The sequence below is a fragment of the Bifidobacterium avesanii genome (assembly GCF_009299475.1).
In the GTDB taxonomy this organism is placed as follows: Bacteria; Actinomycetota; Actinomycetes; order Actinomycetales; family Bifidobacteriaceae; genus Bifidobacterium; species Bifidobacterium avesanii.
The window spans coordinates 26,421-38,772 of sequence record NZ_WBSN01000003.1 but is presented as its reverse complement, the minus strand read 5'-3'; the positions used below and the strand labels follow the sequence as shown (position 1 = coordinate 38,772).

Sequence of the window (12,352 nt, the reverse complement as noted above, 5' to 3'; positions counted from 1 at the left end):
CCCTCTCACACTCGGGTGGCGCGAGGAACACGTGGGTTTCGGATTCCGTGCCCCACACAGAAGAAGAAAACCACACCCCGAAATTACAAGGAGAGCCATTTTGGCAACCAAGATTCGTCTGAAGCGACAGGGCAAGAAGTTCTACGCCTTCTACCGCGTGGTGATTGCGGATTCCCGCAAGAAGCGCGACGGCAAGGTCATCGAGGAGATCGGCACCTACGATCCCAACACCCAGCCCTCGACCATCAAGATCGATTCCGAGCGCGCTCAGTACTGGCTCGGCGTCGGCGCTCAGCCGTCCGATCCCGTGCTCAAGCTGCTCAAGATCACCGGCGATTGGCAGAAGTTCAAGGGCCTTGAGGGCGCCGAGGGCACCCTGAAGACCGTCGAGGCCGGCCCGGACGCCGCCGCCCGCGTGGAGGCCGTCGAGGCCCAGGCCCAGAAGCTGAAGGCCGCCAAGTCCGAGGCCGAGGCGAAGGCCAAGGCTGAGGCCGAAGCCGCCGCTGCCGCCGAGGAAGCTCCGGCTGAGGAAGCCGCCGCCGAGACCGAGGCTGAGTGATCATATGCTCGCTCAGGCTGTGGAACATCTCATCAAGAACGTCGTTGATTTTCCCGACGACGTCTCCGTCAAGTCCCATGAGAACGCGCGCGGCGAACTGCTTCGCGTGCGCGTGAACCCCGAGGACATCGGCCGCGTCATCGGTCGCGGCGGGCGGACGGCCAACGCGATCCGCACCGTGGTTCAGGCTCTGGCCGACCACAAGGTGCGCGTCGACATCATGGACGTGCGCAGGTGAACCCCAGCGTGGCGAGTCCCATGCATTCCGACGGCCCTCAGCAGCGCGAGCTGTTGAGGGTTTGTCGTATCGGCCGCGCCCAGGGACTCAAGGGAGAAGTGAACGTGCGGCCGTTCACCGACGAACCGGAGAAGCGCTTCGCCCCCGGTTCGGTGCTGTACACCAAGGATGGTTCGCGGGAGTTCCACGTGCTGCGGTCGCGCACGCACAAGGAGCGCTGGATCGTCCTGTTCGACGGCGTCACGGACCGCAACGCGTCCGAGGCGCTCAACGGCGTGGAGCTGTACGGCGAGCCCGCCACCGAGGAGGAGCTCGCCGAGGAGGACGCCTGGTATCCGGAGGATCTCATCGGGCTCGAGGCCCGGTGGGATGAGGAGAACGCGCTCGGCCACCCGGCCGACGAGGTGATCGGCACGGTGACCAACCTGCTGGAGAGTCCGGCGCAGTATCTGCTCGAGGTGGCCGTTCCCATGCCCACCGACGACGATCCTGACGCCACGTTGCCGGTGCTCGTGCCGTTCGTGGACGAGATCGTGCCGGAGATCGACCTCGACGAGGGGTATCTCACGCTCGACCCGCCCGGCGGCCTCATCCCGGAGCGGGCTTAGCGTTCGGAACGTTCGGAGCACCCGGAACGCTGAGCCGCTGGATTGGCGCGGGCCGTCACGCGAGTCGTTGCGTGACGGCCCGCGGATTCTTCCGCAAGCCAGCTCATCCCCGCCCTAAACGGGGATTAATTCTCTGGACAGGGAGCGGATCCTCGGACAGGGAGTGACCGCTCCCTGTCCACCAAGTTTCAAAATGGCAGTATTTCAACGGTTTTCCCGATACCGGACCGGGAGTGGGCGCTCCCGGTCCGGGGAATCACTCCCTGTCCGAAGAGTCGTGCCCGGTCCGACCATCCGCCCCGGTCCGAGTGATTCCCCCGGTCCGGCCATCCACTCCCGGTCCGATCATGCATGACCGTGACGGTAACCGTGACCGTGACAATGACCGTAGCGTGACCGTGTCCGTGACAATGACCGGACGGTCTATGTCACGGGCAACAAGAATCGTTGCAATTCCGCCATTTGCTGATTGGCAAGAGCGAAGCCGTCCGGTCTGTGTCACGGTCACGGTCACACATCGCCTACGCTAGGACCTTATGAAGATCGACATCGTTTCCGTATTCCCCGAATACTTCGACGTGCTGGGGCTCAGCCTGTTCGGCAAGGCGCAGGCCAAGGGACTCGTGGAGGTGCACGCGCACAATCTGCGCGACTGGACGCACGACGTGCATCATTCCGTGGACGACACGCCCGTGGGCGGCGGCGCCGGCATGGTGATGAAGCCGGTCGTCTGGTCCGAATGCCTTGACGATCTGCTGGGCCTCGAACCCGCCACGGTCGGCAGCGCGGCGGCCGACGCCGAGGACACCGCGGAAGTCGTGAACCGTGGAGCCACGGAGAATGATGCGCACGCCGCAACTGCGACCGAAGTCTCCAACAAGGTCGAAACCGGCGAGGCTGCGGCAATCGGCACGGCAGCGACGGACGCCGGGGCATGCGCGAACGGCGACGCGACAACCAGCCCAGCCGCGCAGACGGAAGACGGCGTCGACGGTGACGAGCCCGGCAACGCCACTGCCGCCGACGTCCCCGCCGAACCCGCCGAGCCGCCCGCCGACCGCCCGGTGCTCATCTTCCCCAACCCGTCGGCCCCGCTGTTCACCCAGCGCGACGCCACGGAGCTCAGCCGCGCAAAGCACCTGCTCTTCGGCTGCGGCCGCTACGAGGGCTACGACGCGCGCATCCCCGAGTACTACCGCGCGCAGGGCGTGGACGTGCGCGAATATTCGATCGGCGACTACGTGCTCAACGGCGGCGAGGTGGCCGTGTCGGTGATGCTCGAGGCGATCACGCGGCTGCTGCCCGGATTCATGGGCAACCCGGAGTCGATCGTCGAGGAGTCGTACACCGGCGAGGGCGCGCTGCTCGAGCACCGCCAGTACACCAAGCCGGCCGAGTGGCGAGGCATCCGCGTGCCGGACGTGCTGCTGAGCGGCGACCACGGCAAGGTGGACCGGTTCCGCCGCGACGAGGCGCTGGAGCGCACCGACGCGATCCGCCCGGACCTCATCGCCGCGCTCGACTGCGCCAAGCTCAGCAAGCAGGACCGCAAGACCCTCATGGCGCTGGGCTGGGAGGTCTCCGGCGCCCATCCGCGCAAGCTGGACAGGTAGCGCACCGCCGCGATCACGACTCCTTGCCGAGGCCCTTCAGCGCGGTGAAGTAGCCGAGCAGCGGGATGACCATGCAGATCAGCGCCATGACGAGGTAGCTCACCATCGGCTTGGTCACGGCCGTCACCTCGAACAGCTTCGGCAGGATCACCAGCGCGAGCGGCGTGCCGGCGACCATCGTCGCGCACACGAACGCGCGGATGCGGCTGAACGGGACGCAGCTCTTGATCACCGCGATCATGGACACCACGATGAGCAGCAGGTACATCGCGGTCCGCGTCTCGTCCGTGGGGAACGGGTTCAGCAGGCTCGTCACGACGATCATCGCGCTCACCACCACGGCGAACGGCGCGGCCTTGGACAGCGCGGTGGGCAGGAAGCGGCCCCGGATGCGGCGCGTGTCCGACTCGAAGATGGTGAGGAACGACGGCCACGCCTCGATGCACGCGTCCACGAGCGTGATCTGGATCGGGATGAAGGGGAACGGGATGTTGAGCGCGAGGCAGAAGAACGAGACGAGCGTCGAGTAGACGGTCTTGATGAAGAACACGGCGGCCGTGCGCGTCACGTTGTTGACCACCTTGCGGCCTTCGAGCACCACCTCGGGCAGGTAGGTGAAGTCGGAGTCGAGCAGCACGATCTGCGCGATCTGCCGGGCGGCGTCGGAGCCGGACGCGATGGCGATCGAGCAGTTGGCCTCGCGCAGGGCGAGCAGGTCGTTCACGCCGTCGCCGGTCATGGCCACCTTGTGCCCCTTGCGCTGCAGGGCCTGCACGAGCTGGCGCTTCTGCTTCGGAGTGACGCGGGAGAACACGGCGTAGCGGTCCACCAGCGCGTCGAACGCCTCGTCGGGGGCGCCGGCGGGCACGCGGGTCATGTCGATCACGTCGGCCCAGAGCGCGAGCCCGGCCTGACGGGCCACGGCGGACACGGTGTCCGGATGGTCGCCGGAAATGACCTTCACGTCCACGCCCTGCTCGCGGAAGTACGCCAGCGTCTCGCGGGTGCGCGGGCGGATCGTGTCGCGCAGGGCGATGAGGTACAGCGGCGTGAGGTCCTGGGGCAGGTTCATGTCGTCGTTCCACACGCCCGGGCGATAGCCGACCGCGACGAGGCGCAGGCCCTGCTTCATGAGCCGGGCGGCCTCCTCGCCCGTGCCGCCGAGGATGCGTTCGGGCGCGCCGAGGAACACCGTGCCGGCCGTGTCCGAGGCGTGGCCGGGGACGCCGTCGAACGTGATCGCGCCCCACTTGCGCTTGGAGGAGAACGGGATGACCGCGGCGGCGGGCAAAGCCGGGCCGCCGTCGGACGCGAACCCCTCATAGGCGCGCAGCGCGGCGATCGTGGCGTTGTTGTCCTCGCTGGCGGCGAGGTAGGAGCGCATGAGGAGCGCCGCGTCCACGCCGGGCAGACCGGGAACTCCGGACGGACCGGGGACTCCGGGCAGGCCAGCCGCACCGGGCGCATCGGAGGCACCGCCGCCCGCGCCCAGCTCGACCACCCGCTCCACGCTCATGTTGCCGTCGGTCAGCGTGCCGGTCTTGTCGAGGCACAGCACGTCCACGTGCGCGAGCGTCTCCAGCGAGTAGATGTTCTGCACGAGGATCTTGCGCTTGGCCAGCCGGATCACGCCGGTGGCGAGCGAGACGGAGATGAGCAGCACGAGGCCCTTCGGCAGCATGCCGAGCAGGGCGGCCGAGGAGGAGACCACGGCGTCGTACGTGCCGGCGTGGCGCCAGAACGTGGCCTGCGCGAAGAGCAGCACGCCGAGCGGGATGATGAGGAAGCTGGTGAAGCGGGTCACCTTGCGCATGGAGTCGAGCAGCTCCGAATGCACGCGCTTCTCCTGGCGCACCTCGTTGATGAGCGAGTTCGCGTAGTTGGCGTCGCCCACGTGGACCACGCGCGCGAGGCAGCGTCCGGAGATCACGGAGCTGCCGGAGAGCAGCTGGTCGCCGGGCTTCTTGTCCACCGAGTCGCTTTCGCCGGTGAGCAGGGATTCGTTGACCTCGAGGTCGCCGGAGAGCACCACGGCGTCGTTGCAGATCTGGCGGCCGGATTCGAGCACGATCACGTCGTCCCTGACGATCTCGCGGGTCTCCAGTTCGGTCTCGCGGCCGTCGCGCAGCACGGTGGCGTGCGGCTGGTTGAGGATGGTGAGCTCGTCGACCAGCTTCTTGGCCTTGAGCTCCTGCGCGATGCCGATCACGATGTTGAGGATGATGATCGCGATGAACAGCATGTTGGTGTACGCGCCCACCGCGAACAGCAGGATCGCGATGGCGAAGTTGAGCGCGTTGAACAGCGTGCAGATGTTCTCGCGCAGGATCGCGCCCGTGGATTTGGTGACGCTGTTCGCGCCGGTCTCGCCCTCGCCGCGCGCGCGTCGCTCCTCGACCTCGCGCGCGGTCAGGCCGGTGATGGCTTTGGCCCACGTTGCCGTGTTCGTCATGTTTCGCCCTCCGTCGGGTTGTTTGTCCGAATTGTCACGGCAACCCTACGGAAGGCGGTCTCAGGCGGCCCTAAGATTCGGCGCGGTACTGGTCGAGGGCGGTGAACGAGGTCCTGTAGACGAGGACCATGATGAGCGAGTCGGCGATGAGCGTGAGCGCGCTGATCACGGCGAGCACCACGAACTGGTACTTAGCGGCGGTGAGCGGGTCCGCGCCGGCGATCACCTGGCCGGCCATCATGCCCGGGATGAGCACGATGCCGCTGGACGCGAGCTGCGAGATCGTGGGGATCATGCCCATCTTCACGGACGAGACGATCGACGGCTTCGCGGCTTCGAACGGCGTGGCGCCGAGCGCGAGCAGCATCTCCACCTCGTAGCGGCGGGACTTCATGTCGGAGAAGAAGCGGCTCATGGCCACGGCGGTCGCGGCCACCACGTTGCCCAGCAGCATGCCGGCCATGGTCACGAGCACCGCGGGCGCGTACCACGGCTTGGGCCGCACGATCAGCTCGATCACCACCGAGATCTGCAGGATCACGCACACCAGCAGCGTGAGGAACACCTGCGGCGCCAGTCCCTTGGGAATGTTCGAGGCGCGCGTGAGCGTGATCTGCACGGCCGCCACGATCATCACGGCGATGAGCGCGAAGCAGATCCACGGATTGTTCCACGCGATCACGAAGCGGATGATGTAGCCCATCGCGAGCAGCTGCACGAGCGAGCGCAGCGTGGCCCACAGCATGCGGCGCTCCACGCCGAGCTTCATCACGAACGACATGCCGGCGGCCACGGCCACCAGAATCACGGTGATGAGCAGCCCCCATCCGTCGATCGGGTACGCGCCGGCGTTGGCGGAAACGACGTCGTTCATCGTGCGACCTCCTCGTTGCTGTGAGCGTCGTGCGCGGCGAGCTCCGTAAGCGTCCCGTCGGCGAGCCGCCATGTGCGCGTGGCCCGGCCGTCCGCGGGGCGGTGCCGCACGCGGATGATCGCCATGCCCTGATGCGCGGCGTAGGCGAGGATGTCGGCCACGCGGTCGGCGTTCTCGTCGTCGAGGCCGGCGTCCACCTCGTCGGCGAGCATGACGCGCGGCTTGGTGAGCAGCGTGCGCAGCATGCACACGCGCGCCTGCTGGCCCACGGACAGATCCTGCGGCGGGCGCTCGAGCTCGATGTCGTCGCAGCCGACCCGGTCGAGCGTGCGGCGGATCATGCCCTCGTCCGGCACGGGCTCCCTCACCGCGGCGCCGGCGTCGTCGCGCTGGTGGACCTTGAGCGTGAACGGCAGGGTGATCGCGTCGCGCACGGTCTCGCCGATCAGCGTGGGGCGCTGCGGCAGGTACGCGACGAGCCGGCGCCAGCGCTCGGGCGTCATGGCGGCGCTGTCCGTCCCGTCGAGCGTGAGCGTGGCGGTGGCATGCGGGTTGAGCAGCGCGAGGGTGGTGAGCAGCGTGGACTTGCCGGAACCGGACGGGCCGATGAGATCCACGATGTCGCCGCCATGGACGGTGAACGAGAGGTCTCGGAAGACGGTTTTGCCGGGGGCGGCATGGCTCTCGGAGCGGGCGTCGCCCGAGGCGCCCCGGCGCCATGGCCGGACGGCCCGCGGGCGCGGCGACTTCGCCGGCGCGGCATGAGCGGGCTGGGGCACGGTGCAGGTCACGTGCGCCGCCTCGAGCACGATTGGAGTAACAGTGTTCATGCTGGATATCCTAGGGAGCGATCGGCGGAATTCCGCGCCCTCCGCGTTTCTTAGAATGGTCTTAGAAACGCCGGCGCCAAATGGATTGTGGAGAACTGTCGCGGGACGCGAGAAGGACGGGGAAGGACGAGACATGGACGAGCTGACGAACGCGATGCGGATGCTCAGGCCCAAGGTGCTGCTCATTGAGGACGACGAACGGCTCGGGGCCATCACCAAGGAACTGCTGGACGACGACTACCGCGTCACGTGGGTGACCGACGGCGGATCGGGCCGTCGCGAGCTCACCACGGGCGCGTACGACGCGGCGATCATCGACCGTCGTCTTCCGGACATGGACGGGCTGGAGCTCGTGCGCATGCTGCGCGCCCGCGGCGTCTCGCTGCCCGTGCTCATGCTCACCGCGCTGTCCAGCGTGGAGGACATCGTGACCGGCCTCGACGACGGCGCGAACGACTACGTGACCAAGCCGTTCCAGTTCAAGGAGCTCGACGCCCGCCTGCGCGTGCTGCTGCGCGGGTCCGCCGCCAACCAACGCGCGTACGCGATCGGCGACTGGACGTTCCTCGCCGAGTCGGAGGAGATGGAGCGCTTCGACGGCACGCGCGTGCGGCTCACCGCGGCCGAATCGGCGCTGCTGCGCGTGCTGTGCGCCTCGCCGGACCACGTGTTCAGCCGGCAGGAGTTGCTCGCCGCCGCGTTCCATCCGGACGACGTGCTCGGCACGATCGACACGTACGTCTCGTACATCCGGCAGAAGACCGCGAAGGACGTCATCGTGACCGTGCGCGGGCGCGGGTACCGCATCGGCACGCCGGAGGAGTGACGGGGGGATCGGCATGGCACTGGGGATCTTCGGCAACGGCGGCGAGCGCGGCCGCGGGGACCGCAATGACCGCGGCGGGCGCGAGGCCACGCGCGCGGCATCGTCCATCAGCCTGAGGATGGTGGTCGCCATGAGCGGCATCACCGCGATCGGGCTGGTGATGCTCGTGGTGGGTGTGATTCTCGGTTCGCGGCACGAGTTCAGCGAGCACGGCATCGACCCGAACACGGTCAACACGGCGGCGAGCATCATGCAGGGCACGTGGGTGATCGACATCAAGAAGGCGATCCTGTTCATCGGGGTGTTCGGCGTGTGCATCATCCTCGCCACGGGCGTGGTCGGCTGGTACTTCTCGCGCAGGGAGATCGCGCCGATCCAGGAGGCCATGCGGCTGCAGCGCAACTTCGTGGCGGACGCGAGCCATGAGCTCAAGACGCCGCTCGCCGTGATCGGCGCGCGCACCGAGCTGCTCGAGCATCGGCTCAAGGCCGGGCGCCCCCTCGAACCGGTGATCGACGACCTCAAGGACGACGTGACGCGCATGAACGACGTGATCAACGACCTGCTGCTCGCCGCCACGAGCGCGTTGGAGAACGTGCCGACCGACGTGGGCAAAGCCGTGGAGGATGCGGTCGACTCGATCCGCCTGCTTGCGGACAGTCACGGCGTGACGCTGGACGTGATGCTGCCCGGCGGCGGCTCCGGGCATGACGCGCCCGTGATCGTCTCCGGCGGCGAAACCGGTATCCGCCGCTGCGTGGTGGCTGTGCTCGACAACGCGATCGCCCATTCCCCCGCCGGCTCCTCGGTCGAGGTGCGCGTGGCGGCCGAGCACGGGCAGGCGGTCGTCACCATCCGCGACCACGGCCCCGGCCTCGGAGACGACCCGGAGCGGCTCTTCCACCGGTTCTCCCGCGCCGGCGGCGGCTCCGACCATCAGGGCTACGGGCTCGGCCTCGCGCTGGCCCGCGACATCGCCGTGCGCTACGGCGGCTGGATCGAGGCCGCGCCGACCGCCGGCGAGGGCACGACCATGCGCCTGACCATCCCGCTGGCTCACTAACGCCGCGGCACACCGGGCACCGCGTCTGTGCAACACCGATTTGCCGCAGTACTTGGCCTTCCGAGGGCGGATTTCGGGTTATGCGGACATCTACTCCCTCTTCCAAGGGCATCGCTGCGGCGCGCAAAGCCGTTCCAACCACCGAATTTCAAGGCTTTTCGCGGTTTCACGGGCATGTGCACGGCGGGCGGGTGCCCTCGGAAGGCCGAATGGATGTCCGCAATGCCGGAAATCTGCCCTCGGAAGGCCGAGTAGCCGATCAGCCGTCCCATACAGCCCGCAGCGACGGGGGCACAGTACGCCGCAGTACGCCGGGCACTGCGGCACCGTGACACACCGTGGACCGCGATTTCGTGACAGCGCGGAACCGTGCTTAGGATGATCGCCGGAAAATCCAGTCTTTTGCACGCGCAACAGCCTGCACAACGCACAACACGCACAACAGCCCGCAACCCACGGAACCGAACCGCCCATGTCCATGTCTCAGAACGCCACCACCCAGACCAACCAAGGCGGCCAAGCCGCGCCGCAGCCGCGCGACGACCGCTTCTTCACGCCCGCCGTCGTCACCCTCATCATGATCAGCTTCGCGCTGGGCATGAGCGAGTTCATCATCGTCGGCATTCTGCCGGACATCGCGACCGGCATGGGCGTGCCGCTGACCACCGTGGGCGGACTCGTCTCCCTGTTCGCCTTCGTGTACGCGCCGGCCACGCCGATCGGCGCCGCGCTGACCTCCCGCTTCGAGCGGTTCCATGTGATGGCCGCGCTCATGGCGATCTTCCTCGTGGGCAACGTGCTGTGCGCCGTCGCCCCGAACTACGCGGTACTGCTCGTGGCGCGCGTGATCATCGCGCTCATCTCCGGCACCACCGTCACCACGTCCATGACCTTCGTGGACGACGTGGCGAGCCCCAAAAACCGCACCAAGTTCGTGGCGTGGGTGTTTTCCGGCTTCTCCGTGGCCGCGGTGTTCGGCGTCCCGGTCGGCACGGCTGTGGCGAACGCGCTCGGCTGGCGCTGGGCGTTCTACGTGATCGTGGCGCTGACGGTGGCGCTCATCGCGGCCATGTTCAAGGTGCTGCCCAAGAACCACTACGGCCCGCGCAGCCGCTTCCTCGCGCAGTTCTTCATCTTCACCGAGCCGCGCATCTGGGCGGGCATCCTCGCCGTGCTGTGCGGCGCCGCGGCGACCTACGTGTTCTACACGTACCTCTCCCCCATCCTGCAGGACGAGATCGGCATGCCCGCCGACTGGGTGAGCATCGCGCTGAGCGCGTACGGCCTCATGTGCCTCGCCAGCAACCTGTACAGCGGCAGGCTCGGCGACCACGGCCGCGGCACGAAGCCGCTCATCCGCGTGCTGCCCATCTATCTCGTGCAGGCCGTGCTGCTTGCGCTGCTGCCGCTCGCGGTGATGAACCCGATCGCCGGCTGCGTGCTGCTGCTCGTGCTGGGCTTCTTCATGTACCTGCAGAACACGCCGTCGCAGGTGCTGTACATGGACGTGGCGGCGGAGACGTACCCCGGTTCGCTCAACCTCGCGTCCTCGTTCAACTCGATGGCGTTCAACATCGGAATCGCGGTGGGCTCCGCGGTGGGCGGCCTCGTGACCGACACCGTGGGCATGCACTGGCTCGGACCCTTCGGCGCGATCTTCGCGCTGCTCGCCGCCGCCTGCGTGTTCTGGCTCAGGATCGACGACCGCAGGCGCACCGCGGCCGGCGCGCGGTAAGTCGCCCGTCAATGTAGTTCCTCGGCACCGGAGCCGAAGCCGGAACCGGGGAACCATGGAGGCGCGATGATTACCCCGCCTCGATGCCGCTTCAGGAGAGGCAACGTTTCAGCGGGCAAATCCACGTAGCCGCATGCCACATACCGGCACCACGCCGACCGAAATTATCCCCACGGTAAAATCGCGCCCGACGCGCTGCACAACGGGCGCAAAGGCTTCTACCGTGGGAGCCATGAGCATTCCAATGAAGTATCCCATGAAGCAATATCTCGGTGGCATTGTCGAAGCGCTCAAGGCCGCTCCCGGCAACGATGCCAACCCGAACGACGTGGAGACCATCCGCTTCTACAGCGAGCTTGGCAACGACGCGCCCGACTCCCAGCTGCCCAACGTGCTGGTGGCCATCGCCCGCGTGACCCGCGCCGTGTCCGAGGAGGCCTCCACGAAGGCCAAGTTCTCGGCCGCGAACGGCTTCGCCTACGTGAAGGACGCGCAGACCGCCATCATGGCCACGCTCGACAAGGCCTCGGAGGAACTGGTCGAGAAGCGCGGCTGATTCCCGCATCGGGAAACACTTTCACGAGCCCGTCGGCGCCCTCCAATCCAGCGCCGACGGGCTCGTTCGTTTTCCGCCCGACCCAACGCGACACGCGGGGATTTGCGTCTGGCGGACCCTTGGCGTAAATTATCTGTCTGTTGCTCACAAGGCAGCATGCGGACATAGCTTAGTTGGTAAAGCGCAACCTTGCCAAGGTTGAGACCGCGGGTTCGAGTCCCGTTGTCCGCTCGCAGACCCGGGCGGTTGGCGCAGAGGTAGCGCACTTCCCTGACACGGAAGGGGTCACAAGTTCGAATCTTGTATCGCCCACGCAAGTCGGAGCAATCCGGCCTACAACTGAATACCGTAAGGGATCGGGCGATTGGCGCAGCGGCTAGCGCACTTCGTTCACACCGAAGGGGTCGTAGGTTCGATTCCTACATCGCCCACCCAATGGCGAATTACGGGGCTATGGCGCAGCTGGTAGCGCATCTCCATGGCATGGAGAGGGTCAGGGGTTCGAATCCCCTTAGCTCCACTTTTAGAGAAAACCCGCGGAATGGCAACGTTCCGCGGGTTTTTCGTTATGCTCGCGCCCGCATCCGTGTCCGAGACCGGTTCCGCCTTTCGCTCCGCCCGCTTGTGCATGTCGGTATTCCGTTCCTGCCCAATCTGCGATCGTACATTGCGATATTGGGCAGGAACGGAAGCTGAGCGTTGCAAGAGAGCTTCTCATCCTGCGTTTCTGCCCAATCCTGCAATGTGAAGGCACAGATTGGGCAGATACGAAGGGATGAGCGGGGACGAGCCGCAGATGAGTGATGAGTCGGGAGCCGGGGCGAGCCGGAACCCGCCGGGACAAGCCCGCAGACCGCAGACTACGGGCCACGGATCACGGACCGCAGACCACAGACCACACAGATCGGACCGCCCACAGCCGCAGCCCGCAACCGCCCGCAACGAGCAAGCGGCAAGCGACACACGCCATGCCACACAGCCCGCAACGCACAGCCCCG

11 protein-coding genes and 4 tRNA genes are annotated in these 12,352 nt (G+C 67.1%); 12 read left to right on the top strand and 3 right to left on the bottom strand.

The genetic code is table 11. The features are described 5' to 3' along the window. Positions 1-100 precede the first annotated feature (100 nt). The 4 genes from rpsP to DSM100685_RS02510 all read left to right on the top strand — a co-directional run bounded on the left by rpsP (position 101) and on the right by DSM100685_RS02510 (position 3,018). Positions 101-559 (top strand): 30S ribosomal protein S16, encoded by a 459-nt coding sequence (rpsP, locus tag DSM100685_RS02525; RefSeq protein WP_152349788.1) that lies wholly within the window; start codon positions 101-103, stop codon positions 557-559. Between the two features lie 4 nt (positions 560-563). Continuing rightward, a complete protein-coding gene (locus tag DSM100685_RS02520; RefSeq protein ID WP_150354689.1) occupies positions 564-797 on the top strand; it encodes an RNA-binding protein in 234 nt (77 codons plus the stop codon). 20 nt (positions 798-817) lie between these two features. Then, on the top strand, positions 818-1,405 hold the full coding sequence (gene rimM / locus DSM100685_RS02515; protein ID WP_152349898.1) for a ribosome maturation factor RimM: 588 nt from the start codon (positions 818-820) through the stop codon (positions 1,403-1,405). A gap of 536 nt (positions 1,406-1,941) precedes the next feature. Then, on the top strand, positions 1,942-3,018 hold the full coding sequence (locus DSM100685_RS02510) for a tRNA (guanosine(37)-N1)-methyltransferase TrmD (protein ID WP_152349787.1): 1,077 nt from the start codon (positions 1,942-1,944) through the stop codon (positions 3,016-3,018). A gap of 13 nt (positions 3,019-3,031) precedes the next feature. Here the strand turns inward: DSM100685_RS02510 and DSM100685_RS02505 are convergent, their stop codons facing one another. The 3 genes from DSM100685_RS02505 to DSM100685_RS02495 form a co-directional block, all read right to left on the bottom strand. After that, the gene (locus DSM100685_RS02505; protein ID WP_204314203.1) at positions 3,032-5,470 is read right to left on the bottom strand and encodes a cation-translocating P-type ATPase; all 2,439 of its coding nucleotides are present in this window, start codon (positions 5,468-5,470) and stop codon (positions 3,032-3,034) included. A gap of 70 nt (positions 5,471-5,540) precedes the next feature. Further along, positions 5,541-6,344, bottom strand: a complete 804-nt coding sequence (locus tag DSM100685_RS02500) for an ABC transporter permease (RefSeq protein WP_152349786.1) — start codon at positions 6,342-6,344, stop codon at positions 5,541-5,543. Further along, on the bottom strand, positions 6,341-7,174 hold the full coding sequence (locus tag DSM100685_RS02495) for an ABC transporter ATP-binding protein (protein ID WP_152349785.1): 834 nt from the start codon (positions 7,172-7,174) through the stop codon (positions 6,341-6,343). The genes DSM100685_RS02500 and DSM100685_RS02495 overlap by 4 nt, the downstream gene beginning before the upstream one ends. Before the next feature lie 133 nt (positions 7,175-7,307). Between DSM100685_RS02495 and DSM100685_RS02490 the strand changes: the two genes are divergently transcribed. The 8 genes from DSM100685_RS02490 to DSM100685_RS02455 all read left to right on the top strand — a co-directional run bounded on the left by DSM100685_RS02490 (position 7,308) and on the right by DSM100685_RS02455 (position 11,874). Further along, entirely contained in the window at positions 7,308-8,000 is a 693-nt protein-coding gene (locus DSM100685_RS02490) for a response regulator transcription factor (protein ID WP_204314205.1), read from the top strand. Between the two features lie 13 nt (positions 8,001-8,013). Beyond that, positions 8,014-9,063 carry a sensor histidine kinase gene (locus DSM100685_RS02485; RefSeq protein WP_152349784.1) on the top strand — a complete coding sequence of 350 codons (1,050 nt, stop codon included), beginning with the start codon at positions 8,014-8,016 and terminating at the stop codon, positions 9,061-9,063. 478 nt (positions 9,064-9,541) lie between these two features. Next, complete coding sequence (locus DSM100685_RS02480) at positions 9,542-10,798, top strand: MFS transporter (protein WP_152349895.1); 1,257 nt, start codon at positions 9,542-9,544, stop codon at positions 10,796-10,798. Positions 10,799-11,054: 256 nt separating this feature from the next. Next, positions 11,055-11,354 carry a hypothetical protein gene (locus DSM100685_RS02475; protein ID WP_152349783.1) on the top strand — a complete coding sequence of 100 codons (300 nt, stop codon included), beginning with the start codon at positions 11,055-11,057 and terminating at the stop codon, positions 11,352-11,354. A gap of 158 nt (positions 11,355-11,512) precedes the next feature. Then, a tRNA-Gly gene (locus DSM100685_RS02470) sits at positions 11,513-11,585 on the top strand. Positions 11,586-11,594: 9 nt separating this feature from the next. Beyond that, positions 11,595-11,666, top strand: a tRNA-Val gene (locus DSM100685_RS02465). Positions 11,667-11,712: 46 nt separating this feature from the next. Continuing rightward, a tRNA-Val gene (locus DSM100685_RS02460) sits at positions 11,713-11,785 on the top strand. A gap of 16 nt (positions 11,786-11,801) precedes the next feature. Next, positions 11,802-11,874, top strand: a tRNA-Ala gene (locus tag DSM100685_RS02455). Positions 11,875-12,352: the final 478 nt, after the last annotated feature.

Bases quoted from the DNA above. Each gene is read 5' to 3' on its own strand.
- DSM100685_RS02520 (WP_150354689.1), top strand. From the start codon at position 564: ATGCTCGCTCAGGCTGTGGAACATCTCATCAAGAACGTCGTTGATTTT.
- rimM (WP_152349898.1), top strand. From the start codon at position 818: ATGCATTCCGACGGCCCTCAGCAGCGCGAGCTGTTGAGGGTTTGTCGT.
- DSM100685_RS02510 (WP_152349787.1), top strand. From the start codon at position 1,942: ATGAAGATCGACATCGTTTCCGTATTCCCCGAATACTTCGACGTGCTG.
- DSM100685_RS02505 (WP_204314203.1), bottom strand. From the start codon at position 5,470: ATGACGAACACGGCAACGTGGGCCAAAGCCATCACCGGCCTGACCGCG.
- DSM100685_RS02500 (WP_152349786.1), bottom strand. From the start codon at position 6,344: ATGAACGACGTCGTTTCCGCCAACGCCGGCGCGTACCCGATCGACGGA.
- DSM100685_RS02495 (WP_152349785.1), bottom strand. From the start codon at position 7,174: ATGAACACTGTTACTCCAATCGTGCTCGAGGCGGCGCACGTGACCTGC.
- DSM100685_RS02490 (WP_204314205.1), top strand. From the start codon at position 7,308: ATGGACGAGCTGACGAACGCGATGCGGATGCTCAGGCCCAAGGTGCTG.
- DSM100685_RS02485 (WP_152349784.1), top strand. From the start codon at position 8,014: ATGGCACTGGGGATCTTCGGCAACGGCGGCGAGCGCGGCCGCGGGGAC.
- DSM100685_RS02480 (WP_152349895.1), top strand. From the start codon at position 9,542: ATGTCTCAGAACGCCACCACCCAGACCAACCAAGGCGGCCAAGCCGCG.
- DSM100685_RS02475 (WP_152349783.1), top strand. From the start codon at position 11,055: ATGAAGCAATATCTCGGTGGCATTGTCGAAGCGCTCAAGGCCGCTCCC.